This window comes from Amycolatopsis sp. cmx-4-61 (genome assembly GCF_046548775.1).
Taxonomy (GTDB): Bacteria; Actinomycetota; Actinomycetes; order Mycobacteriales; family Pseudonocardiaceae; genus Amycolatopsis.
In genome coordinates, this window is sequence record NZ_JAEBEI010000002.1 from 417,232 (window position 1) to 442,259 (window position 25,028).

General features: G+C 72.5%; 16 protein-coding genes. 9 read left to right on the forward strand and 7 right to left on the reverse strand.

Going from position 1 to position 25,028, the window contains the following annotated elements; all coding sequences use genetic code 11:
• Positions 1-88: 88 nt before the first annotated feature.
• Positions 89-4,639: a HAMP domain-containing protein gene (locus tag ACLJOU_RS10380; RefSeq protein WP_410566686.1), complete on the forward strand. Its 4,551-nt coding sequence runs from the start codon at positions 89-91 to the stop codon at positions 4,637-4,639.
• Complete coding sequence (locus ACLJOU_RS10385; protein ID WP_410565706.1) at positions 4,636-7,026, forward strand: SpoIIE family protein phosphatase; 2,391 nt, start codon at positions 4,636-4,638, stop codon at positions 7,024-7,026. Before ACLJOU_RS10380 ends, ACLJOU_RS10385 begins: the two co-directional genes overlap by 4 nt.
• A 225-nt stretch (positions 7,027-7,251) precedes the next feature.
• Here ACLJOU_RS10385 and ACLJOU_RS10390 read toward each other — a convergent pair whose 3' ends face one another.
• Positions 7,252-8,349: a calcium:proton antiporter gene (locus ACLJOU_RS10390; protein WP_410565708.1), complete on the reverse strand. Its 1,098-nt coding sequence runs from the start codon at positions 8,347-8,349 to the stop codon at positions 7,252-7,254.
• Between the two features lie 51 nt (positions 8,350-8,400).
• The gene (locus ACLJOU_RS10395) at positions 8,401-9,312 is read right to left on the reverse strand and encodes a LysR family transcriptional regulator (protein WP_410565711.1); all 912 of its coding nucleotides are present in this window, start codon (positions 9,310-9,312) and stop codon (positions 8,401-8,403) included.
• Between the two features lie 70 nt (positions 9,313-9,382).
• Here ACLJOU_RS10395 and ACLJOU_RS10400 point away from each other — a divergent pair, with 70 nt between their 5' ends.
• From ACLJOU_RS10400 to ACLJOU_RS10410, 3 genes are all read left to right on the forward strand, one after another.
• Positions 9,383-11,116: a pyruvate dehydrogenase gene (locus ACLJOU_RS10400; protein WP_410565714.1), complete on the forward strand. Its 1,734-nt coding sequence runs from the start codon at positions 9,383-9,385 to the stop codon at positions 11,114-11,116.
• A 257-nt stretch (positions 11,117-11,373) separates the two neighbouring features.
• Entirely contained in the window at positions 11,374-12,399 is a 1,026-nt protein-coding gene (locus ACLJOU_RS10405) for a hypothetical protein (RefSeq protein WP_410565716.1), read from the forward strand.
• A gap of 94 nt (positions 12,400-12,493) precedes the next feature.
• Positions 12,494-13,159 carry an HNH endonuclease family protein gene (locus ACLJOU_RS10410; protein ID WP_410565719.1) on the forward strand — a complete coding sequence of 222 codons (666 nt, stop codon included), beginning with the start codon at positions 12,494-12,496 and terminating at the stop codon, positions 13,157-13,159.
• Here ACLJOU_RS10410 and ACLJOU_RS10415 read toward each other — a convergent pair.
• A complete protein-coding gene (locus ACLJOU_RS10415) occupies positions 13,156-13,923 on the reverse strand; it encodes a fructosamine kinase family protein (RefSeq protein WP_410565722.1) in 768 nt (255 codons plus the stop codon). The genes ACLJOU_RS10410 and ACLJOU_RS10415 overlap by 4 nt on opposite strands.
• Positions 13,924-13,978: 55 nt before the next feature.
• On the opposite strand from ACLJOU_RS10415, the gene ACLJOU_RS10420 reads away from it, so the two are divergent.
• Positions 13,979-14,335, forward strand: coding sequence for an MmcQ/YjbR family DNA-binding protein (locus tag ACLJOU_RS10420; RefSeq protein WP_410565724.1), 357 nt, complete (start codon positions 13,979-13,981; stop codon positions 14,333-14,335).
• Here ACLJOU_RS10420 and ACLJOU_RS10425 read toward each other — a convergent pair.
• From ACLJOU_RS10425 to ACLJOU_RS10435, 3 genes are all read right to left on the reverse strand, one after another.
• Positions 14,260-15,123: a GNAT family N-acetyltransferase gene (locus ACLJOU_RS10425; protein WP_410565727.1), complete on the reverse strand. Its 864-nt coding sequence runs from the start codon at positions 15,121-15,123 to the stop codon at positions 14,260-14,262. The two genes, ACLJOU_RS10420 and ACLJOU_RS10425, sit on opposite strands and share 76 nt — an antisense overlap.
• A 44-nt stretch (positions 15,124-15,167) precedes the next feature.
• Complete coding sequence (locus ACLJOU_RS10430) at positions 15,168-17,240, reverse strand: putative Ig domain-containing protein (RefSeq protein ID WP_410566688.1); 2,073 nt, start codon at positions 17,238-17,240, stop codon at positions 15,168-15,170.
• A 178-nt stretch (positions 17,241-17,418) separates the two neighbouring features.
• Positions 17,419-20,406, reverse strand: coding sequence for a BTAD domain-containing putative transcriptional regulator (locus ACLJOU_RS10435; protein WP_410565729.1), 2,988 nt, complete (start codon positions 20,404-20,406; stop codon positions 17,419-17,421).
• 352 nt (positions 20,407-20,758) lie between these two features.
• Here ACLJOU_RS10435 and ACLJOU_RS10440 point away from each other — a divergent pair, with 352 nt between their 5' ends.
• Positions 20,759-21,121 (forward strand): DUF488 domain-containing protein, encoded by a 363-nt coding sequence (locus tag ACLJOU_RS10440; RefSeq protein WP_410565732.1) that lies wholly within the window; start codon positions 20,759-20,761, stop codon positions 21,119-21,121.
• A 108-nt stretch (positions 21,122-21,229) separates the two neighbouring features.
• Here ACLJOU_RS10440 and ACLJOU_RS10445 read toward each other — a convergent pair whose 3' ends face one another.
• Positions 21,230-22,045 (reverse strand): MBL fold metallo-hydrolase, encoded by an 816-nt coding sequence (locus ACLJOU_RS10445; protein ID WP_410565735.1) that lies wholly within the window; start codon positions 22,043-22,045, stop codon positions 21,230-21,232.
• Positions 22,046-22,108: 63 nt separating this feature from the next.
• Between ACLJOU_RS10445 and ACLJOU_RS10450 the strand changes: the two genes are divergently transcribed.
• Together ACLJOU_RS10450 and ACLJOU_RS10455 are read left to right on the forward strand one after the other, a co-directional pair.
• Entirely contained in the window at positions 22,109-22,978 is an 870-nt protein-coding gene (locus ACLJOU_RS10450; RefSeq protein WP_410565738.1) for a helix-turn-helix domain-containing protein, read from the forward strand.
• 484 nt (positions 22,979-23,462) lie between these two features.
• Positions 23,463-24,911, forward strand: coding sequence for a non-reducing end alpha-L-arabinofuranosidase family hydrolase (locus tag ACLJOU_RS10455; protein WP_410565741.1), 1,449 nt, complete (start codon positions 23,463-23,465; stop codon positions 24,909-24,911).
• Positions 24,912-25,028 lie beyond the last annotated feature (117 nt).

Sequence of the window (25,028 nt, forward strand, 5' to 3'; positions counted from 1 at the left end):
GCTCAGCATAGTGCAGCTGCTCTATGCTGAGCCATCCGCTGTGCCTGCAGCGGACAACCGAAGAAACGGGTGGCGGATGAGCGGGGCAATGGTCGAAGGGACGCGCCCGGGTGCGGGGGCGGACGCTTCGGGCGTGGGAGAGGCGGGGGAACAGGAGCTGCGCCGGCTGCTGGCCGGCCTGACCGCGGTCCGCGACGGCGACTTCGGCATCCGGCTGCCCGGCGGGGCCGACGGCCTGCTCGGCGAAATCGCCACGGTGTTCAACGGCATGGCCGACCAGCTCTCGCTGTTCACCTCCGAGGTCACCCGCGTCGCCCGCGAGGTCGGCAGCGAGGGCCAGCTCGGCGGCCAGGCGAAGGTCCCCGGCGTGTCCGGCACCTGGAAAGACCTCACCGACTCGGTGAACGCCATGGCCGGCAACCTGACCACCCAGGTCCGCGACATCGCCCAGGTGGCCACCGCGGTGGCCAAGGGCGACCTGTCGCAGAAGATCGACGTCGACGCCCGCGGCGAGATCCTGGAGCTGAAGGACACCGTCAACACGATGGTGGACCAGCTGTCGTCGTTCGCCGACGAAGTCACCCGCGTCGCCCGCGAGGTCGGCAGTGAAGGCCGACTGGGCGGGCAGGCCCAGGTGCCCGGCGTCGGCGGGGTGTGGCGTGACCTCACCGACTCGGTGAACTTCATGGCCGGCAACCTGACCGACCAGGTCCGCAACATCGCCCAGGTGACGACGGCGGTCGCGAAGGGTGACCTGTCCCAGAAGATCACCGTCGACGCCCGCGGTGAAATCCTCGAACTGAAGAACACCATCAACACGATGGTGGACCAGCTGTCGTCGTTCGCGGACGAAGTCACCCGCGTCGCGCGAGAAGTCGGCACCGAAGGCCGGCTCGGCGGCCAAGCGGACGTCAAGGGCGTTTCCGGCACCTGGCGTGACCTCACCGACTCGGTGAACTTCATGGCCGGCAACCTGACCGACCAGGTCCGCAACATCGCCCAGGTGGCGACCGCCGTGGCCAGCGGCGACCTGTCGCAGAAGATCAACGTCACCGCCCGCGGCGAGGTCCTCGAGCTCAAGGACACGCTGAACACGATGGTGGACCAGCTGTCCGCGTTCGCGGACGAAGTCACCCGCGTGGCCCGCGAAGTCGGTACGGAAGGGCGCCTCGGCGGCCAGGCGGACGTCAAGGGCGTCTCCGGCACCTGGAAGGACCTCACCGAGTCGGTCAACGTCATGGCCGACAACCTCACCGCGCAGGTCCGCTCGATCGCCCAGGTCACCACCGCCGTCGCCCGCGGCGACCTGTCCCAGAAGATCCGCGTCGACGCCCGCGGCGAGATCCTCGAGCTCAAGGACACCATCAACACGATGGTCGACCAGCTGTCCGCGTTCGCGGACGAAGTCACCCGCGTCGCCCGCGAGGTCGGCACCGAGGGCAACCTCGGCGGTCAGGCCACCGTCCGCGGCGTGTCCGGGACGTGGAAGAACCTCACCGACAACGTCAACGTCATGGCGTCCAACCTGACCGGCCAGGTGCGTTCGATCGCGCAGGTCGCCACCGCGGTCGCGCGCGGCGACCTGTCGGGCAAGATCACCGTCGAGGCCAAGGGCGAGGTCGCGGCCCTGGCCGACGTCATCAACACGATGGTCGACACGTTGTCCGCGTTCGCGGACGAGGTCACCCGCGTGGCCCGCGAGGTCGGCACCGAAGGCATGCTCGGCGGGCAGGCCCGGGTGCCGAACGTCGCCGGCACGTGGAAGGACCTCACCGACAACGTCAACTCGATGGCGAACAACCTCACCGGGCAGGTCCGCAACATCGCCCAGGTGACCACCGCCGTCGCGCAGGGCGACCTGACCCGCAAGATCGACGTCGACGCCCGCGGCGAGATCCTCGAGCTCAAGACCACGATCAACACGATGGTCGACCAGCTCTCGGCGTTCGCCGCGGAAGTCACGCGCGTGGCGCGCGAGGTCGGCAGCGAAGGCCGCCTCGGCGGCCAGGCCGAGGTCGAGGGCGTCTCGGGCACCTGGAAACGGCTGACCGAGAACGTCAACGAGCTGGCCGGAAACCTCACCCGGCAGGTCCGCGCGATCGCCGAGGTCACCAGCGCGGTCGCCGAGGGCGACCTGACCCGCTCGATCACCGTCGACGCCTCCGGCGAGGTCGCCGAGCTGAAGGACAACATCAACTCGATGGTGGAGTCCCTGCGCGAGACCACGCGGGCGAACCAGGAGCAGGACTGGCTGAAGTCCAACCTGGCCACCATCACCGGGCTGATGCAGGGCCGCCGCGACCTCGCGGTCGTCGCGGCCGCGGTGATGGACGAGCTCGTCCCGCTGGTCAACGCCCAGTACGGCGCGTTCTACCTGGCCGACGACACCGCCGAGGTTCCCGAGCTGCGGCTGGTCGGCGCGTACGGCCACCCGGACGACGGGGACGGTCCGGTGGCCCGGTTCCGCGTGGGCCAGTCGCTGGTCGGGCAGGCCGCCCGCAGCCGCAAGGCGATCGCGGTCGACGACGTCCCGCCCGGCTACGCCACCATCTCCTCCGGCCTCGGCAGCACCACGCCGGCCAGCCTCATCGTGCTGCCGATCGTGGTGGAGGACCAGGTGCTCGGCGTGCTCGAGCTGGCGTCGGTGCACGGTTTCACGACGGTGCACCGGGCGTTCCTCGAGCTGCTGATGGAACAGATCGGCGTCAACGTCAACAGCATCGTCGCCAACGCCCGCACCGACGAGCTGCTCGGCGAGTCGCAGCGGCTGACCGCGGAACTGCAGGCCCGCTCGGAGGAACTGCAGGCCCGGCAGGAGGAACTCCAGTCCTCCAACGCCGAACTGGAGGAGAAGGCGGCCCTGCTGGTCACGCAGAACCGCGACATCGAGACGAAGAACCTGGAGATCGAGCAGGCCCGCCAGGAGCTGGAGGCCCGCGCCCAGCAGCTGACGCTGGCGTCGAAGTACAAGTCGGAGTTCCTGGCCAACATGAGCCACGAGCTGCGCACCCCGCTCAACAGCCTGCTGATCCTGGCCCAGCTGCTCGCGCAGAACCCCACGCGCAACCTCACCGCGAAGCAGGTCGAGTACGCGGGCATCATCCACTCCGCCGGGTCGGACCTGCTGCAGCTGATCAACGACATCCTCGACCTGTCGAAGGTCGAGGCCGGGAAGATGGACGTCACCCCGGAGCAGGTGTCGCTGCGCCAGCTCATCGACTACGTCGAGGCGACGTTCCGGCCGATGACCTCCCAGCGCAACCTGGACTTCCGGATCACCGTCGCCCCCGGCTCGCCCGCCGAGCTGCTCACCGACGACTCCCGGCTGCGGCAGGTGCTGCGCAACCTGCTGTCCAACGCGGTCAAGTTCACCGAGGTCGGCGGGATCGAGCTGCACATCGAGGCAGTCGACCCGGACACGCTGCCGCGGCCGCTGCGGGTGCACGGGCCCGCGGTCGCCTTCCGCGTCACCGACACCGGCATCGGGATCGCCGAGCACCAGCTGGAATCGATCTTCGGCGCGTTCCAGCAGGCCGACGGCACGACCAGCCGCAAGTACGGCGGCACCGGCCTCGGCCTGTCGATCAGCCGCGAAATCGCGCAGCTGCTCGGCGGCGTGATCACCGCCGAAAGCACCCTGGGCGAGGGCAGCACGTTCACCTTCACGCTGCCGGTCGCGCGCCCGGACTTCGCGCCGCTGCCCGCGGGCGAGCACCCCGGGACCGTCGTCGTGACCACCGAGCCCGGTGCCGCCCTCGCCGTGTCGGGGCCGCGGGCGCACCGGCGGCTGCTGGTCGTCGAGGAACGCCAGCACGGGCTGCTGACGCTCGTCGCCGAGAGCGCGGCGGCGGACCTGGCCGACAGCCGGGACATCGGCCTCTCGCCCGCCGACGTCGAAGTCGTCACCGCCGTCGGCACGCAGGAGGCGGCCGCGGCGCTGGCCACCGACGCCTACCACTGCGTGGTGCTCGACCTGGACCTGCCGGACCGGACCGCGTTCACCTTCCTCGACGCGATGCAGGGCGACAGCGCGCTGCGGCTGGTCCCGGTGCTCGCGCACAACAGCCGTCGGCTCGACGGCGAGCTCGAGCAGCTCGTGCAGTCCCGCGCCGACGTGCAGTCCCTCGAGGTGCTGTCCGGGCTCGACGAGCTGCGCGAGCGGATCGCGCTGCACCTGTCGGCGGAGGAACCCGGCGCGGTGCTGCCGCTGGTCCGCCCGGACGAGCCGGCGGCGCCGGTGCGGGCGGCCGACGTCGACACGACCCTGGCCGGGCGGACGGTCCTGATCGTCGACGACGACCCGCGCAACGTCTACGCGCTGACCGGGATCCTCGAGCTGCACGGGATGCACGTGCTCCACGCCGAGGACGGCCGCAAGGGCGTCGAGACGGTCGCGTCGCACCCCGGCATCGACCTGATCCTGATGGACGTGATGATGCCGGAGATGGACGGCTACACCGCGACCGCGAAGATCCGCGCGATGCCGGAGCACGCCGGGATCCCGATCGTCGCGGTGACGGCGAAGGCGATGCCGGGCGACCGGGAGAAGAGCCTGGCCTCGGGAGCGACCGACTACGTGACGAAACCGGTGGACGCCGACGACCTGATCACCCGCATCAAGCGGCACGTGACCGCGTGATCGACGACGACCGGTTGCCCGCCGAAGACCAGACCGTGCCCGTACTGCCCTCGCCGGCCGAGGTGTCGGCCAACCTCGCTCGGCTCGCCGACACCGTCGCCCGCCTGCGCGGCGAGGTCGAGCACGCCCACGCCGTCGCCGACGGCCGCGGGCTGATCGAGCTGGCCAAGGGCGTGCTGATGGAACGCCTGCAGTGCACGCCGTCGGACGCGGCCAAGCAGCTGGAGACCCTCGCCGAGCGCTCCGGGATGACGCCGCTGGAGTTCGCCGCGGACGTCGTCGGCGAGGCGGCCGAGGACCGCATCAGCGAAGTGACGCAGGAGTTCCTGGCCCGCGCCGAAGGCGAGGAGTCCGTCGCGGTGCGGCTGCGGACCGCCGAGAGCGGCGTGCTCGCGGCCGGGGACACCCAGCGCGTCGCGGAGTCCATTCTGGAGCACGCGCTGCGGCCGCTCGGCGCGACCGCCGTCGCGGTGTGGCTGGCCGGGCCGGACGGGTCGCTCACGCTGGCCGGCTCGGCCGGGTTCTCCGCCGAGGAGGCGACCCGCTGGTGCTACGTCCCGCCCGGCGTGGCGACCCCGGCGCGCAGCGCGCTGATCGAGCGCGACACCGTCTGGCTGCCCACGCTCGCCGGCGCCGGGCTGCCGTCGATCGGGCAGCACACGCTCTCCGGCGGCGGCCGGGTGACGGTGCCGACCGGCACCGGCGGCCGGATCATCGGCGTCGTCGAGATGTGCTGGCCGGAGCCGCTGCCCGCGGAACCGGGGCGGCAGCGCCGCCAGCTGGAGGCGCTGGCCGAGCTGTGTGCGCACACCCTCGACACGTGGGACGGCGTCGTCCCGCCGGTGGCCGCGGACGGTTCCGGCGACTTCCTCGGCGAGCTGGTCGACTTCATCGACGGCCTGCACGACCCGGCGGTGCTGCTGTCGCCGTGCATCGACGGCGGCGACCGGCTCAGCGACTTCCGCATCCACCACGCCAACGTCCGCTTCACCGACCCCGGCGGCCGGCCGCGCAGCCGGATCGTCGGCACCCGGCTGCTGGAGTCGTACCCGCTCGCGGCCGAGGAGAGCGGACTGCTGGACAAGATCCAGCGCGTCTACGCCACCGGCGAGCCGTTCCAGGCCGAAAGCATGGCGGTCACCACGCTGGTCGACCAGGTGCCGCTGACGGTGCTGACCGACGTCAGCGTGACGCGGTTCGCCGGGAACGTGCTGCTGATCCTGCGCATCCAGGACGACGCGGCGAAGCTCGCCGTGCTGCTGCAGCACGCCCAGCGGCTCGGCCGGATCGGCGGCTTCGAGGAGAACGTCGTCAACGGGGCGATCACCTGGAACACCGAGCTGTTCTCGTTGTACGGCCTGCCGTCGACGGCCGCGCCGCTGTCGCTGCACGAGCTGGCCGGGCACGCGCACCCGGACGACGCGCAGGCGATCGGCCGGTTCCTGCGGGCGGTGCTGCACCACAAGCGCCCGTCGTCGACGGCGTTCCGGCTGCAGCGCTCCGACGGCGTCGCCCGGCACATCCGGGTGGTCGCCGAACCGGTCGTCGACGCCCGCGGCGAGCTGGTCGCGGTCCGCGGCGCCTACCAGGACGTCTCCTCGCAGCACTGGACCGAGGTGGCGCTGGCCGCGACGCGGGACAGGCTGGCCGAGACCGAGCAGCAGGCCATGGAGCGCAACCGGCTCGCGCTGCAGCTGCAGCACGCGATCATGCCGCCGGCCAAAGGTCCGATCGACATGCCGGGCCTGCGCGCGGCGGTCCGCTACCGGCCGGCGGAGAAGGAGCACCTGGTCGGCGGCGACTGGTACGACGCGGTCGCGCTGCCCACCGGCGAGGTCCTGCTGTGCGTCGGCGACGTCGCCGGCCACGGCATCGACGCGGCGACGGGCATGGTGAGCCTCCGCAACGCCCTGCGCGGCCTCGCGGCGACCGGAGCCGGGCCCGCGCAGCTGCTCACGTGGCTGAACCTGGTGGCCTACCACCTGACCGACCACGTCACGGCCACGGCGGTGGCGGCGGTGTACGACCCGGCGCACCGGAAGCTGCGCTGGGCCCGGGCGGGCCACCTGCCCCCGATCGTCCGCCACGGCGACGGAACGGCCACGACGCTGCCCCTGATCCGCGGGTCGCTGCTCGGCGCGGTCCGCGACGTCACCTACGAGGAAGACGAGCTCCAGCTGGCCGAGGGCGACATCCTCCTGATCTACACCGACGGCCTGATCGAGCGCCGCGACCGCCCGGTCCAGGATTCGGTGTCCCGCCTGGTCACCCTGGTCCACGGCCACGACGGCGGCCTGGAGCACCAGCTGGACACGCTCCTGACGTACAGCACCGCGGACACCGACGACGACACGTGCGTGGTCGGCATCGAGGTCACCACGGCCTGACGCCGTGTCGACCCTCCAATCACGCGTGATGACCCTTCAATCACAAGTGATGGCTTTCCAATCACGCGTGATGCCTCTCCACGCACGGGCCCGGACCTTCCGCTATGAGCCGGTCGGTGACGCGAATCGGGTAGCGGCCGTGATCCAAGAGACATCAAGCGTGATTGGACGGACATCACTCGTGATTGGAGGTGCATCACTCGTGATTGAAGGGACGACACGGGGTCAGGGGTTGATCGCCAAGACCAGGAAACCCGCCAGCAGGACCAGGTGGACGCCGCCCTGGAGGCGGGTCGCGCGGCCCGGGACCACCGTCAGGACGCTCACCACCACCGTCAGGGCCAGCAGGACGATCTGCGTCGGACCGAGGCCGAGCAGGAGCTGGGTCGGCAGCCACACCGAGGCCAGGGCGATCGCCGGGATCGTCAGGCCGATGCTCGCGATCGCCGAGCCGTAGGCGAGGTTGAGGCTGATCTGCATCCGGTCGCGCTGGGCCGCGCGGACCGCCGCCAGCGTCTCCGGCAGCAGGACCAGCAGCGCGATCACCACACCCACGAACGACTGCGGGAATCCGGCGGCCCGTACCCCGGCCTCGATCGCCGGTGACTCCACCTTCGCCAGCCCGACCACCGCGACCAGCGCCACCAGCAGCAACGCCAGGCTGCCCAGTGCCGCGCGGGTGGACGGCGGCTCGGCGTGGTCGTCCTCCTTGACCGCGCCGTCGGCCGCCACCGGGAGGAAGAAGTCGCGGTGGCGGACCGTCTGCGTCAGCACGAACGTCCCGTACAGCACCAGGGACGCCAAGGCCGCGAACGTCAGCTGCGTCGTCGAGAACGCCGGCCCGGGCGTGCTCGAGGTGAACGCCGGCAGCACCAGGCTCAACGTGGCCAGCGTCGCGACCGTCGCCAGCGCGGCCCCGCTGCCTTCGGGGTTGAACAGCGTCGAGCCGTAGCGGCGGGCGCCGACGAGCAGCGAGATGCCGACGATGCCGTTGGTGGTGATCATGACGGCCGCGAACACCGTGTCCCGCGCCAGCGAGCCCGCGTCCGGGCCGCCCGAAACCATCATCGTGACGATCAGCGCGACCTCGATGACGGTGACCGCCACCGCAAGCACCAGCGAGCCGAACGGTTCACCCACCCGGTGGGCGACGACCTCCGCGTGGTGCACCGCGGCCAGCACGGTCGCCCCCAACGCGACGGCGACGATCGCCACGAAGACCGGGCCGAGGTCGCGGCCCCAGGACAGCGCCAGCACGAGCACGCCGAGCACCGGGGTGACGGAGGTCCAGGACAGCAGGAAGGATCTCAGCGCGGCGACCATACCCCCAGCGTCGCACACCGCCGGTCACGGTGCGTGCCGGTACCGGAATTCTCACATTTCCGGCATTGTCCGATGTGGACGGTCGAACTCGGCGGGCACGGTGGCGAGGACGTGCCGCCGGAAGGTTTCGCTGGGCGGCGGCAGGTTCCGCCCGGCCGCCCAGGCGAGCCCGATGTCACGCGCAGCGTCCACATCGGTCAGTCGCAGGTGCGGTGCGGGAAACGCCGCCGTGTGCGGCAGGGGCAGCACGGACACGCCCAGCCCGGCGGTGACGAGTCCGCGCAGCGTCTCGACTTCGTCGCCCTCGAACCCGATGCGCGGGGCGAACCCGGCCTCGCCGCACAGCCGCTCGGTCGTTTCGCGCAGGGCGTAGCCGGGCCGCAGCAGGATGAACGTCTCGTCCGCGACGTCGGCCAGGCGCACCCGCCGCCGCCCGGCGAGCCGGTGCTGCGGCGGGACGGCCAGCCGCAGCGGCTCGACGAGCAGCCGGGACCAGTGCAGCTGGGGGTGACCGGGGTCGCCGCTGGTGATGACCAGGTCCGCGGTGCCCGCCAGCAGCTCCGCCTCGAGCCCGGCCTCGCCGTGCTGCCGCAGCTCGAACCGGGTGCCGGGGTGCTCCCGCAGGAAGCCGCGCAGCACGGCGGGCACCAGCCAGGTGCCGAACGTGTGCAGGAACGCCAGCGACACGACACCGGTGCCCGGCGCGACGATCTCGCCGACCTCGCGCAGGCCCTGGTCGAGCTGGTCGAGCGCGAGCTCGACGTGCCGCTTGAACGCGTGTCCCGCCGGGGTCAGCCGCAGGACGCGCCCGGACCGGCGGAAGAGCTCGGCTCCGGCCTCGTGCTCGAGCCGCCGCAGGGCCCGCGACAGCGCGGGCTGGGTGAGGTGCCCGCGCGCGGCGGTCTCGGTGACCGTGGCGCCGGTGGCGACTTCGCGGAACAGCCGCAACGTCTGCACGTCCATGCCCCGAGTGTATGGAATTTCGCCCAATCAGGCATTGGACGCATCGATCACGCGGGTCCACCCTGGAGGTATGGCAACCGTGGCAGAACAACTGGTCAGGACCCTGCGCGACGCGGGAGTCGAGCGCATCTACGGCATCGTCGGCGACAGCCTCAACCCGATCGTCGACGCGGTCCGCCGCACCGACGGCATCGACTGGGTGCACGTCCGCCACGAGGAGACCGCCGCCTTCGCCGCCGCGGCGGAAGCGCAGGTCACCGGCAAGCTCGCCGTCTGCGCGGGCAGCTGCGGGCCGGGCAACCTGCACCTGATCAACGGCCTGTTCGACGCCCACCGCTCCGGCGCGCCGGTGCTGGCCATCGCCTCGCACATCCCGTCGAACCAGATCGGCACCGGGTTCTTCCAGGAGACCCACCCCGACCGCCTGTTCGCCGAGTGCAGCCACTTCAGCGAGGTCGTGGCGGACCCCGCCCAGCTGCCGCGGCTGCTCCGGATCGCCACGCAGGCCGCCGTCGGCAAGGGCGGCGTCGCCGTGCTGACCATCCCCGGCGACCTCGCCGACCGCAAGGCCACCGGCCCGCTCACCGAGCGCCTCCCGCTGGTGACACCCTCACCCGCCGTGCCGGCTCCGGAGACCGTTCAGGAGCTGGCGGACCTGCTGAACTCCGGCGAGAAGGTCATGCTGTTCGCCGGGGCGGGCGTCCGCGGCGCGCACGACGAAGTCATGGCGCTGGCGGAAAAGCTCGCCGCGCCGGTCGGGCACTCGCTCGGCGGCAAGGAGTGGATCCAGTACGACAACCCGTTCGACGTCGGCATGAGCGGCCTGCTCGGCTACGGCGCCTGCTACGACGCGATGCACGAGGCCGACCGGATCGTCCTGCTGGGCACGGACTTCCCGTACGACAACTTCCTTCCGCAGGCGCGCACGATCCAGCTCGACCACGACGCTTCCCGCCTGGGCCGGCGCACCCCGCTGGACCTGGCCGTGCACGGCGACGTCAAGGAGACGCTGCGCGTGCTGCTCCCGCTGCTGCGGCCCCGCACTGATCGCGCGTTCCTCGACCGGATGCTGCGCGAGCACGTGCGGAAGCTGGAAAAGGTCGTCGGTGCCTACACGACGAAGATCGAGCACCGGCGCCCGATCCACCCGGAGTACGTCGCTTCAGTGCTCGACGACGTCGCCGCCGACGACGCGGTGTTCACCGTCGACACCGGCATGGGCAACGTCTGGGCCGCCCGCTACCTGACGCCGAACGGCCGCCGCCGCGTGCTGGGGTCGTTCCGGCACGGCAGCATGGCGAACGCGCTGCCGCACGCGATCGGCGCGCAGCTGTCCCAGCCGGGACGCCAGGTCGTGTCGCTGTCGGGCGACGGCGGGCTCGCGATGCTGATGGGCGACCTGCTCACGCTGCCGACCTACGACGTGCCGGTGAAGGTCGTGGTGTTCAACAACGCCACGCTGGGCATGGTGAAGCTGGAGATGCTCGTCGACGGCCTCCCGGACTTCGGCACCGACCACGCACCGGTGAACTTCGCGGCGATCGCGGCGGCCTGCGGCGTGTTCTCGGTGCGGGTCGAGGACCCGGCCGACGTGCGCGGCGCGCTGGAGAAGGCGTTCGCCCACCCCGGCCCGGCCGTCGTCGAGGTGGTCACCGACCCGAACGCCCTGTCGATCCCGCCGCGCATCACCGGCGAGATGGTGCGCGGGTTCGCCCTGGGCGCGACGAAGACGGTGCTCAACGGCGGCGTCGGCAAGATGGCCGACCTGGCCCGGGCCAACCTGCGCAACACCCCGCGGCCGTAACGCCGGTGGGCCGCGGTCCACAGTGGACTGCGGCCCGCCTGGACGCCGCCGGCCCCGCAGCGGCACCGACAGAGCAGGTTCATCTCGGCGAAGAACTCGAAGTAATCGCCAGGGCGGGGGCCCTGATGAAGCGGCTCGAGCGCGCCCCGGCTACACACCGTGGTGATCGACCACTCGTTCGGCTGCTGGGGTCGCGGCGGGTTGCCTCCTACCGTCGAAGGAGCGCTCGCCGTTTCGTCGTGGGAGGTGTGCCCGGCGTGCTCGTGACCCTCCAGCGCACCGGCGAAAACCGGCCGCTCCCCGCGGCGGCCGAGCATTTGGTGGGGTTGCTGCGCTCGTGGGGGCCCGGTCCGGACCACCTGACGGGCCTGGCGCTCGCCGGCATCACGCTCCCCACCCGGCTGGGCCCGAGGCCGGTGGACGCACTGGTGTTCACCCGCTGCGGCGTGGTGGTGATCGCGGCGCACGAACCGGGCCCGGCGGAGTGGCCGGGCCCCGGCGACCGCACGGGAGCCGCGGTGGCGGCCGCGAAGGGCGCATTGGCCGGGCACGAGGGCGGCCGGCACGTTACGGGGTTGGTGGCGGTGGTCCCCCCGGCAGCGGGCGAACCCGGATCGACGCCGGATGTGCGGGCACATGAGCCGGAGACAGGTCACCCGGGCGCGCCGACCACCGAGCCCGAGATACCCGCGCGCGGGGGAAGAGGCGGGGAAATCCCGCAGGCGTCCGAGACTCCGCACGAACCCGAGCACGCCCGAGCACCGGAGCTGCCCGCCCGGGAAATCCCCCCGCCGGAAACCGAAGCCACCCCCGCACCGCAGCGCCTCGGCCCACCGGTCCTGCACTGGCCGGAGCCGCACGCGGTGCCCGGTGTCGCGGTCGTCCTCGCCGATCCGCGTGGCCTGCGGCGGATCATCGCCCAGCACAACCGGTGGCGGACCGTCTGGTCGGCCGACGACGTCCTCGACGCCTGCTACGCCCTCTCCCTGGCCCACCTCGCCCCGCCGCGGGCGGCGCTGATCGCCGACGGGTTCCCGGCGCGGCTGCCCGTCCTCTCCCGGGTGCCGGACCTGCCCGCCGTCATCCCCGTGGTCCCGGAACCGCCGCCCGCTCCGGACGAAGACCCGTGGATCCCGCCCGCGCGCGGGCCCGCCTCGGCCGTCTTCCCGCGGCCGCGGCCGATCCGGCAGGTCCCGTGGGGTCTGCTGTTCGTCCTCACCGTGCTCGTCACCGTGGGCGTCGTGGCCGCCGTGTTCGTCGGGCAGGTCTTCCACGGCTCCTGACCTGCAACGATTCTTTCGCGTCAGCTGGGCCCGCTGCACCGTTTCCCGGGCGCGCCGGCTGGGCACCTCCCGGTAGACGTGAAAGGGGTTCAGAATGCCGCGCACCCGAGCGCTTGTCCTTCTCGCCGTCCTCGCGGGTTCCGCCCTCACCAGCTGCAAGATCCCCGACGGGCTCGCCGCCGGCGGGTCCGCCACCCAGGCGCCCGGGACGGCCGCCGCCCCGCCGATCTCGCCCGCCGAGGCGAAGAACGAGCTGGCCGCGCTGAAGATCGCCGTGCGCGGCACCATGGACGGCTACAGCCGGGACGAGTTCCCGCACTGGGACAAGGTCGACGCCAACTGCGACGTCCGCGAACAGGTGCTCAAGCGCGACGGCAAGGACGTCAAGACCGACGCCCAGTGCGCTCCGAAGTCCGGTACCTGGGTCAGCCCCTACGACGGCCAGACCTGGCACAAGGCGTCCGATGTGGACATCGACCACGTGGTGCCGCTCGGGCAGGCCTGGATCAGCGGCGCCAAGTCGTGGACGCGCGAGCGGCGTGAACAGTTCGCCAACGACCTCGTCCGCCCGCAGCTGAAGGCGGTCACCGACAACCTCAACGAACAGAAGAGCGACAAGGCGCCGGACGCCTGGAAGCCGCCGCTGGTCTCGTACTGGTGCACCTACGCCACCGACTGGATCGTCGTGAAGCGCAACTACGGCCTGACGATCACCGTCCCCGAGAAGAAGGCGCTGGAGACCATGCTCGGCCACTGCTAGAACGAGCGCGCCGCCGCCAGCGCCTGCCCGGCGTAGGACTGTCCGAACAGGACGGTGTGCACCAGCAGCGGGAACAGCTGGTGCAGCCCGATCCGGTCGCGCCGGCCGTCCGCCAGGGGAGCCGCCTCGTCGTAGGCGGCGAGGACGCGGTCGAGGTGCGGGCAGCCGAACAGGTGCAACATCGCCAGGTCCGTCTCGCGGTGCCCGCCGTGCGCGGCCGGGTCGATCAGCCAGGCCTCGTCGCCGTCCCACAGGACGTTGCCGTTCCACAGGTCGCCGTGCAGCCGCGCCGGCGGCTCGGCCGAGGCCGGAATCCGGGCGCACGCCCGCTCGAGCACCGCCGCTTCGGCCGGGCCGAACGTTCCCGCGTCCACCGCCAGCCGGACGTAGGGCAGCACCCGGTCGGCCGCGTACCAGGACGCCCAGTCCGCCGCCGGGACGTTGACCATGGGCGCCCGGCCGATCCACGCCTGCGCCGGCCCGTCCGGCGGTGGCGCGCCGAACGCCGGGGCGCCCGCGGCGTGCAGGCCGGCGAGCCCGCGGCCGAAGCCCTCCGCTGCGGCCGCCGACGGACGCCCGGCCGGGACGCGGTCGATGACCAGCCGGTCCTCGTCGTGGGTGTGCACGGCGGGCACCGGGACCGTGCCGGCCGCGGCCAGCCAGCGCAGGCCCGCCGCCTCGGCCGCCGTCGCGCCGGGGGCGTGGCCCCGCTTGACCACCACCTCGCGGCCGTCGTCGAGGACGGCTTCGCGGACGTCGCTCATGTCCCGCACGGTACCGGCGCGCTACGGTGGTCGCCGGAAGGCAGGGGGAACGACGGTGACGGTGCAGGTCCGGGAACTCGAACAGCTGCTCGGGACGCTGGCGGAGGTCCAGCGCGCGGAAGCGCGCGACTACTCGTCGTTCAGCGTGCGCGGCACGCGGTTCGGCTACTTCTGGCCGCGGACCCGGACCGTCGGGCTCAAGCAGACCGTGTCCGAGCAACTGGCGCTCGTCTCGGAACGGCCGGACGTCTTCGAGGTCCAGTTCACCGCCGGCGGCTTCGGCTGGGTGGTCGTGTACCTCGACGGCATCGACATCGACGAGCTCGCCGAGCTCCTCTACGAAGCCTGGCGGCTGTCGGCCCCGGAGGAACTCGTCGCCGAGGTGCCCTTCACCAGGATCGCCCGCGCGTAGAGCAGATCGAACCCCTGCCGCTGCGCGTTCTGGTGCGACTTCGACCCGGGCTGCGTGGTGACGACGGCGATGTCGCAGCCGGCCTCGGCGGCCGCGGCGAGCCGGGCCTGCAGCAACGCGGTCTGCACGCCGCGGCGCCGGTGGGCCGGCCGGGTCGCGGCGCCGGCGAACTGCGCGATGCCGTCGGTCACCCGGAAGCACGCGCCGCCGGCGAACTCGCCGTCCCGTTCCGCGAGGTACCGCCGGACGCCGTCCATGTCCCGCAGGGCGTTGACGAGCAGCTCGCGGGGGAAGTGCTCGTTCGAGGGCAGGCCCTGCTCGTCGGCCACGAGAGACGCTTCGGCCACGACGGACAGCCAGGTCTCCAGCTCGTCGTCGCGGCAGGGCCGGACGTCACCGGGGAACGCGCCGCCCCCGACCCGCCGCCCCAGCACGTTCTCGTAGGACTCCAGCCGGTAGCCGCGAGCGGTGAGGAACGCGCCGATCGACGGCTCGGCGAACTGCGAAAGCTCGACCTGCACCGGCGCCTGCACCTCGGCGAACGCCGCTTCCACCTCGTCGAGCTGCGCGGAGTCCGGCAAGCCGGCGAAGCCCAGGCCCGCGACCTTGTTGAACGGCGAGCCCGCTTCGGCGAAGGTCGCGACACCCCCGGCGAGCGGACGGGTGAAGCCCGGATCGTCTCCGCGCCGCACCCGGGCCGCGTCGCAGCAGGCCGCGAGGAACTGCGCTTCCGCCCGTTCGATGCGCTCGGCCAGAGCTGTGTCGCAAAAGAGCCGTTCCCCGTCCACGTCCCCACAGTGGCGGACGCGGACGGGGAACTCCAACCGGTTTTTCAGCCCTCCACGCGGTGCGCGGCCCAGAACGACGTCAGGTCGGTCGAGCCGGCCGCCGCCTGGGCCGCGGCCTTGAACTCCGCCGTGGTCGACACGCCGTACCAGTGCGACTGGGCGTACGACTTCAGCAGGTTCGCCATCGCCGTCGTGCCGATCAGCCGCCGCAGGTCGTGCAGCGTGCACTTGCCGTAGTTGTAGACCACTGTGGAGTACCGGGACGAATGCGCGTCCCAGTAGGCCATCGAGTTGGTCAGCTTCTCCGCACTCGACTGCCACGTGATGCCGCAGCCGCTGCCGTCGATGCCGCGGTACAGATCGGTGGCGTAGTCGGTGAAGCTCTCGTCCAGCCACGGCGAGTTGTACTCGTCGTCACCCACGATCCCGTACCACCACTGGTGCGCCAGCTCGTGGGGGAGCGCCGTGGTCGAGACGAGGTCCATCACGAAACCCGGGTACTCCATGCCGCCGAACCAGAAGTTGTTGTCCAGCACCACGTCCACCTCGCCGTACGGGTAGTCGCCGAAGCGGCCCGAGTGGACGTCGATGGCGTCGGCGGCCAGGGTGAGCATCTGGTTGGCGCTGCTGGTGGAGATCCCGCTGACCGAGTAGACGTTGACCCGCACGCCCTTGCCGGACGTCGTGCTGATCTTCGCGAACGGCCCGGCCGCCCAGGCGAAGTCGCGGACCTTCGAAGCCACCGCGTGCGTGGTCGTCGTGCTGCCGCTGGTCGTCTCGGTCGAGGTGCCGGTGGCCGGGGTCAGCAGCGACGCCGGGTGCACGAGCGTGACGTCGAAGTCGCTGATCACCGAGTAGAACGCCTCGCCGTTGTTCGTGTACGGGTCCAGGTGCCAGCCCGCGCCGTCGCGGACGGCGAGCACCGGCAGCGCGTTGCCGATCATGTTGAACGCGCCGTCGTGGCCGAACCGGTCGGCGCCGCTGGGCACGACGATGCCCAGGTCGAAGCCGATGGTCGCCGACTGACCCTGGGCCAGCGGCGCGGGCAGGGTGATCTTCATGGCCGTGCAGTCGACGCTCAGCGCGGACGGCGTGCCGCCGGTGACGTTCGTGACGGTGATCGGCGTGCTCGGGCAGCTGCCGTGGTAGTTGTCCCACAGCCGCAGGTACACCTCGGGCAGCGCGGTCGCCGAGCCGTTGGTGAAGCTGACGCTCTGGTGCCCGGTCCAGGTGTCACCCGCGGTGTTCGACGTCAGGTTCACCGTGTAGGCCGGGTTGACCGGCGTGCGCGTCGAGTCCGCGGGCGCCGCGGTGATCGTCCACGTGAAGGTGGCGCTGCCGCTGTTGCCGGCCGGGTCCTTCGCCGTGACGGTCACCGAGGAGGTGCCCGCGGTCGTCGGCGTGCCGGTGATCTTGCCGGTGCTCGCGCCGATCGACAGGCCCGCGGGCAGGCCGGTGGCGCTGTAGGTGAGGGCGTCGCCCTGCGGGTCGCTCGCCTGGATCTGCAGTGACGCGGCCTGGCCGACGGCACCGGTCTGCGCGCCCGGCGAGGTGACGACCGGCGACTGCGGGTTGCTCGTCCCGGTCGTGGACAGGGAGAAGTCGTCGAGGACGAAGTTGGTGGCCAGGCTCGAATCCTCGGTGCCGGTGAGCTTCAGCGTCACGGTCTGGCCGAGGTAGCGGGAGACGTCCACCGTGCGTTGGACGTAGCCGGTGTTCTTGTCGAGGTTGGAGTAGCTGGCGAGGGTGTCCGAACCGGCCTGGACCACCAGCTTGTCGTAGGCGGTGCCGGTCGAGGTCTCCTTGGTGTCGATGTGCGTCCACCACGAGAGCGTCGCCGACGCGCAGCCCGCGGGGAGGGTGAGCGACTGCGACAGGGTGTCGGTGTGCGTGCTGCCGTAGCCGTCCAGCCAGGCGACCATCGACCCGCCGTGCGCGGGTTCCGCCGTGGTGGCGGCGGAGATGACGCCGCTGGTCTGGGTCCACGGCGCGGTCCCGCTTTCGAACCCGCCGTTGCCGACGATCTGGTCACCGCACACCGCGGCGGCCTCGGCCGGCCCGGCGACGGCGACTGAGCCCAGCAGGCCGGTGGCCACGGCGAGCGCAGCAGAAAGCACCCTCGATCTCATGGAGGTCGTCCTTTCCCGGCTCCGCCCCTGGGAGCCAGGAGAAGCGTCCTCTGCGGCCCGGGCAGGCGGAACCCGCCATGAGTCGGGTTCCGGCTCGTGGCTGCCGCTTTCGTCTTGTATGCGGGGGAAAGTCCGGGTGCCCGGGTCCGGTGCGCGGCAGTGACCGTCACACCACGGCGAGGACGCGGGTGATACGGGTTTCGAGCGGCCGGTAACCCGCTGGGCCGGCCAGTTTCGCCGCCGCCTCGGCGTGGGCGCGGGCCAGGTCACCGTCCCCGAGAACGAGGGCAGCCTCGGCGAGACCCGTCAGCGCCGCGGCCTCGCACCACGTGAAGCTGGTTTCGCGGGCGATGTCCAGTGCCGCCGCCAGGTGCTCGACCGCGTCCGCCGCGCGGTCCAGGCGGAGGCAGACTTCGCCGAGCGCGGCCAGCGCCGAGGCTTCCGTGCCGCGGTCGCCGATGCGGCGGGTCAGCTCCACCCCTTCGGCCGCGTCGGTGAGCGCGCGGGTGGCGTCGCCCGCCCGGGCCTCCATGACCGCGCGGCCGGACAGGGCCGCGGCTTCGCCGTACTGGTAACCGAGTTCGCGGTTGGCCGTCAGGGCCCGTTCGTAGAACTCCGCCGCGACGGCGTTCCCGAGGTCGCGGTGGACGTGCCCGAGATCGACCAGCAGCACGGCCACACCGAACCGCGCGCCGTCGCGTTCGGCGATCTCCAGCGCCCGGCCGAAATGGCCGAGCGCGGCGGCGAAGTCGCCGACCTGGCCGCACGCGAACCCGAGGTTCGCCAGCGCCATCGTGATGCCCGGCAGGGCCCCTTCTTCGCACAGCCGCAACGCTTCCAGGCCGCACGCGATCGCCTCGTGCGCGTCGCCGAGGCGCTGGTGCACGGCGCTGAGGTTGTTGAGCGCCGCGGCGCGCCCGGCCGGCCACTCCGCCGCCAGCCCGTCCGCCAGCACCGTCGTCAGGTGGGCGCGGGCTTCGGCGTACCGGCCGCTGTTGACCCCGGCGAGCGCGATGGACAGCCGCATCGCCGCCTGCGCCCGGTGATCACCGGCGGCCTGGGCGGCCGTCAACGCCGTCGTGGCCGTGTCGATCCACTCCGTGTGGTGGCCGCGGTGGTGGAAGAACGCCCGGAGCGCATCGGCGAGGTGCCAGGCGTACTCGCGCGGACCGTGCCCGGCCGCGTGCCCGGCCGCGTTCTCGACGGCGGCGGCCAGGTTCGGCCACTCCGTGTCCAGCCAGGCCAGCGCGTCCTCGGTGCCCTCGAACGGCTGCTCCGGGTCGGGCCGCGGCAGCCGGAGGAAGTGCGGGATCAGCAGCCGCCCCGCCGCGTCGGCCGTCGCGAGGTAGTGGTCGAACAGCCGGCGCCGGGCCGCGTCCCGTTCGGCGGCGGGGTCGTCGGCCGCGGCGCGCCCGCCGGCGTAGCTGCGCAGCAGGTCGTGGAAGCGGTAGCGGCCGGGCAGGTGCCGTTCGACGAGGTTGGCCGCGGCGAGCGCCTTGAGCTGCCGGCTCGCCCGCCCTTCGGGGACCGCGGCGAGCTGCGCGGCCACCGGCGCGGTGAACGTCTGGCCCGGCACCAGCGCCAGCCGCCGGAACAGCAGGCGGTGCTCGGCGGGCAGCGCCCGGTAGGACACGGAGAACGCCGTCGTGACGGCGCTTTCTTCGGCGCCGTCGACGCTCAGCCCGGCGAGGGGGTCGCCGTCGGCGAGTTCCCGGGCCAGCTCGGCGATGCCGGACACTTCGCCGGCGCCGAGGTTGGCCGCGGCCAGCCGCAGGGCCAGCGGCAGGTGCCCGCACAGCCGCGCGAGCTCCGCCGCCGCCGCGGGTTCGGCGGCGACCGCCGGCGGGCCGAGCACGGTTTCCAGCAGCTGCCGGGAATCCTCGGCGGGCAGCACGGACAGCGGCACCGCCCGCGCGCCGGTGCGGGCGATGAGGTCGCCGAGCCGCTGGCGGCTGGTCACCAGCACGGTGCCCGACGGCGGCAGCAGCGGCGTCACCTGGGCGCTGTCGCGGGCGTTGTCCAGCAGTACCAGCACCCGCCGGTCGGTCAGCAGCGAGCGCCAGAGCGCCGTGCGCCCGTCCGGGTCCGGCGGGATCGCCCGCGGGTCGGTGCCCAGCGCGCGCAGCAGCTGCGCGGCCGCGGCGGCCGGGGTGAGCGGCTCGTGGTCGGGATCGAACCCGCGCAGGTCGAGGTAGAGCTGGCCGTCGGGGAACCGGTCGCGGACGCGGTGGGCCCAGCGGACGGCGAGCGCGGTCTTCCCGACGCCCGCGGTGCCGGTGACCACGCGGATGTCCACCCCGGGACCGGGGTCCGCCGGGGCGTCGAGCCGGGCCAGTTCCGCGGCGCGACCGGTGAAACCGCGGACGTCGTGGGGCAGCTGGGCCGGGCGCGCCGGCTCGGTCGGCGGGTCCGGCGCGGGCTCCAGCGCCGGGTCGGCGGCGAGGATCGCGGACTCCAGGCGGGTCAGGTCGGGAGCGGGGTCGAGGCCGAGTTCGGTGACGAGCCGGGCGCGCAGGCCGCGGAAGGCGGCGAGGGCGGCGTCGGTGCGGCCTTCCCGGTGCAGGGCGAGCATGAGCTGGCCGACGAACCGTTGCCGCAGCGGGTGCGCGGCGACCAGCGCCGTCAGCTCGGCGAGCACGGCACGGCCCCGGCCGAGCCGCAGCTGCGCGTCGATGCGGTCTTCCAACGCGCTCCAGCGAGCCTCGGTGAGCCCGGCGACCAGCGGTTCGGCGACGCCGGCCGACGCGGTGCCGGCGAGGGCGTCGCCCCGCCACAGCGAGAGCGCCTCGTCGAACAGCTCGACGGCGGTCTCGTCGCTCGCGGCGCGGGCGCGGCGGGTGAGGGCGGTGAAGCGGTGGGCGTCGATCGTGTCCGGGTCGGCACGCAAGACGTACCCGTGCCCTTCGGTGACGAGTTCGGGCCCGCCCGCGGCGCGGAACACCGCGCGCAGCCGGGAGACCAGCACCTGGACGGTGTTGCGCGCGCTGGCCGGGGGATCGTCGGGCCAGAGCAGGTCGACGAGGTGCTCGACGGTGACCGGGCGCGGCGTCTCGAGCAGCAGGACGGCGAGGACCAGGCGCTGCTTGCGGGAACCGAGGTCGACCGGGGCACCGTCCGCGGTCGCCTCGACGGCGCCGAGGACGCGGAACTCCACCCCGTCACCTCCATACGCCCGATCGGGTGTGCAAGCGTACTGCAAGCGTGGGCACGCCCCGGTCCGCCATCCTGGCGGGGCCGCGGGGCACGGTCCCGACGATGCCCGCGGCCGGCTCGGCTCGCCGGTGGTACCGGCGGATTCGGCTGTCGCTCCACAGGCGGCACGAGCTGGGGGTAGGACCACCACGGCGGCCCCTCCACGGTCGCCGTGGTGGCCCTTGTGCCGGATCGCTGCCTGGAGCAGCTGCTGCCGGCTGCGGTAGCACCGCGCGGCCCGTCCTCCCCCGCGGTGGTCACGGCCGGTGACGGCTCCGGTGGCGGCTCGTCCCGGCTCGACGCAGAATGCGCCCATGCAGCCGACGGTCGTCCGGGTGGCGCGCCTGGCCGACCCGGCCGGGCCCGCCGACGGCGTCCGCGTGCTCGTCGAACGCCTCTGGCCGCGCGGCACGGCCCGCACGGCGGTGGTCCTCGACGGCTGGTACCGCGGCCTGGCCCCGTCCGACGAGCTGCGCACCTGGTACGGCCACGATCCGGAGCGGTTCCCGGAGTTCGCCGAGCGCTACCGGGCCGAGCTGCGCGAGCCCGACCGGGTGGCGGCCCTGCAGCGCCTGCGGGAGCTGGCGGGCAACGGCCCGGTGACGCTGCTGACCGCCAGCGGTTCCCCGGCGATCAGCCAGGCGGCGGTGCTCGCGGCGGTGCTGACGGAGGAGTGAGCGAGCCGTGCTCGACCCGGGTGGGGGGTCGAGCTTCTACGGCGGACGTCCGGGCGGACCAACGCGATGGCACCGCGGTCGAAGCCAGGCCGACGCGGTCGACGTGCCTCAGCCCCAGGCGAGCTCGCCCTTGGCGACCTGGGTGCCGAGCGACGCGGCGATCTGCAGCCCGGCGTCGGGGTAGGCGGCCAGCAGCCGCTCTTCGGCCGCGGCGGCGTCGGGGCTTTCGGCGACCGTCTTCTCGAAGAAGCGCAGGTACTCGGCGGTGTGCCGGATGGCCGTCCGGTCGGTCGGTGCGCCGGCGACCCGGTGACCGGCGACGACGAAGGCCGGTTCGAGGGCTTCCAGGCCGTCGAGGGCGCGGAGCCATTCCGCGCGCTGTTCGGTGGTGGCGGTGTCGGCGGTCCAGACGTGCAGGCCTTGGAACAGCAGTACCCCGCCGAGCAGGGCGCGGCCGGCGGGTTCGAAGACGTACCAGGCGCGGTCGCCGAGTGCCGCGCTGCCGCGGCGCACTTCGAGGGCGACGTCGTCGACGGTGATCGACGGCGTGGTCAGCGGCTCGACGGGCACGAGCCGGGTGGGCAGGTTGGCGCCGAGGTGGGCCCACGCGGTGAGCTTCTGCTCGTAGGTTTCGCGGATGTGCGCGATGACGTCGGCCGGGGCGCGGAACACGGCTTCGGGAAAGGCGTCGGCGATGACTTCGGCGCCGAAGTAGAAGTCGGGGTCGCCGGCGGTGATCAGCACGGTGGTGAGACGCTTGCCGGAGTCGAGGACGGCGGCGGCGATCCGGTGGCCGTCGGCGCGGGTGAAGGCCGCGTCCACGACGGCGGCTTCGGTTTCGCCGGTGACCAGCACGCTCGTCTTGTTGAGCGAGGTGTCGGCGGCGTCGATCACGTGGTACCCGAGGGTTGATTTCGCGTTCATGACCGAAGCGTAGAAAGCCGACCGGGGCTTTTCACGGTCGTCGCGGGACCTATGATGGTGAAAATGGGACAGGCGATCCGGTCCGTTCGGTATCAGCCACCGCCCGGCGTGACCGGGGAGGCCGAGCTGACGTCGGTGGCGCGCATGCGGGTCCGCGGGGGTCCGCGCGAGTTCGACGCCCCGCAGCGGCTGGGCTTCGACCTGCTGGTCGTGGTCGAGGCGGGCCGCGCGGTGCACACCGTCGACTTCACCGGTCATCCGCTGGCGCCGGGTGATGTGCTGTGGGTGCGGGCCGGGCAGGTGCAGCAGTGGGGTGCCGTCGCCGACCTCGAGGGGCCGGTGCTGCTGTTCACGCCGTCGGCGATCGATCCGGGCACGTGGGAGCTGATCCGGACCGCGGGCGTGGCGACCCCCAACCACTGGGCGGCGGCCACGGTCGCGGGCACGCCCGCGGCGGCCGCGCTGACGGCGGCGCTGGCCACCGCTTCGGCCCAGGTCGCGGGCCTGCGGGACGCCGCGCTGGCGCGCGCGCTCGCGGCGGCGTTGCTGCTGCTGGTGCTGGCGGTCCCGGAGGGCAGTGGCCGCCGCGCGCCGACGCACCCGGCGTTCGTGTGGTTCCGCGACGAGCTGGAGAAGGAGTTCCGCAGCCGGCACCAGGTCACGGCCTACGCGGCCAGGCTCGGTTACTCGACCCGCACGCTCAACCGGCTCGCCCGGGAGAACACCGGGTTGAGCGCCAAGCAGCTCATCGACGAGCGGATCGTGCTCGAGGCCAAGCGGCTGCTGGCCCACGGACCGGACCCGGTGGCCCGGATCGCCGCGGACCTGGGGTTCGAGGACGCGTCGAACTTCTCGAAGTACTTCAACCACCGCACCGGGACGACGCCGGCTGCGTTCCGCGACCGCGTGCGGGGGACCGCGGACGAGCGGTGAGCCGTTCTGCGGTGGACGCGGGCGCGGTCAGCCGGTGGGCTGGCGGGCCACGCCGCCGTAGAGCCGGGTGTTGGTGCGTGGCGCCGTACTCGCTGCTGATCGACCGGCCGGTCATGTATGCGCTGCGGGGCTACGGGCACGCGATCAACTACGCGCCCGATGCGCCCGACCACTTCCGGGCCGTCGACGGTGGTGACCGGCGAAACTTTCGAAGTCCCACGGTTTGCCGGGTGCCGTCCGGGATTCCCCGGTGCCGAAGTCCCGGACGGCGTGTAAGTTTCACGGCCGCGTTGTCCTTTGTGGACGTCGGGCAGTGCCGTGAGGAGCCAAGGTGTCCCGCCCCGGTGCCGACGCCGCCGGGGCCGGTGCCGCCGCATTGACAATCCGTTCCCGGGAAGTCCAGGCTTGCGCGGCGCATGTTAGCGATAACAGCGGAACCGATCTGGCCGTCCAACGGCGGGTAGCTGACCGGGAGAAGGTCGTCATGAACAGAGGAAGTCTCAGCCGCAGAAGCCGGCACCTGATCGCCGTCCTCGCCGCCGCGGCGACGGTCGCGGTGACGGCGTTGTGGGGCGCCGGCGCCGCGCAAGCCGACTCCACCGGCGCCTTGCGGGGTACCGGTTCGGGTCGCTGCCTGGATGTCCCGAACGCCAGTCAGACCGACGGCACCTCCCTGCAGATCTACGACTGCTCCGGCGGCGCGGGCCAGCAGTGGACCTCGACGTCCGCGGGCCTGCTGACGGTGTTCGGCGGCAAGTGCCTGGACGTCCCCGGCAGCGCGACCACCGCCGGGACCCGCGTGCAGATCTGGACCTGCCACGGCGGGGCCAACCAGCAGTGGCGGGTCAACGCCGACGGGACGATCGTCGGCGTGCAGTCCGGCCTCTGCCTGGACGTCACCGGCGCCGGCACGGCCAACGGCACGGCCGTCGAGATCTGGACGTGCAACGGCGGCAGCAACCAGCAGTGGACCGGCCTGTCCGGCACGCCGACCACCACGCCGACGACCCCGACGAGCCCGGGCGGCAGCTGCTCGCTCCCGTCGTCCTACCACTGGTCGTCGACGGGCGCGCTGGCGCAGCCGAAGAACGGGTGGGTGTCGCTCAAGGACTTCACCAACGTCGTCTACAACGGCAAGCACCTGGTCTACGCGTCGAACGTCTCGGGATCGACCTACGGCTCGATGGCCTTCACCCCCTTCACCAACTGGTCCGACATGGCCTCGGCCGGCCAGACGGGGATGAACTCCTCGACCGTGGCGCCCACGCTGTTCTACTTCGCCCCGAAGAACATCTGGGTGCTGGCCTACCAGTGGGGGGCCTGGCCGTTCATCTACCGCACCTCGAGCGACCCGACCAACCCCAACGGGTGGTCCGCGCCGCAGCCGCTGTTCACCGGCAGCATCTCCGGCTCCGGTACCGGCCCGATCGACCAGACCCTGATCGGCGACGGGCAGAACATGTACCTGTTCTTCGCCGGGGACAACGGCAAGATCTACCGGGCGAGCATGCCGATCGGGAACTTCCCGGGCAGCTTCGGCTCGAACTACACGACGGTCATGAGCGACTCCCAGGCCAACCTCTTCGAGGCGGTCCAGGTCTACAAGGTCCAGGGCCAGAACCAGTACCTGATGATCGTCGAGGCGATGGGCGCGAACGGACGGTACTTCCGCTCGTTCACCGCCAGCAGCCTGAGCGGTTCGTGGACGCCGCAGGCCGCCAGCGAAAGCAACCCCTTCGCGGGCAAGGCCAACAGCGGCGCGAGCTGGACCAACGACATCAGCCACGGTGACCTGGTCCGCAGCAACCCGGACCAGACCATGACCGTCGACCCGTGCAACCTGCAGCTGCTCTACCAGGGCAAAGCGCCCAACGCCAGCGGACCGTACGACCAGCTGCCGTGGCGGCCGGGCCTGCTGACGCTGCAGCGCTAGCCGGCGCCGCCGGACGGCGACGACCGCGAGAAAAGGGGAGCTCCAGCCGACCGCCGGCTGGGGCTTCCCCTTTTTTCGCGAAACCTTTTCCCGAAATGACGCCGACCATCTCGTCCG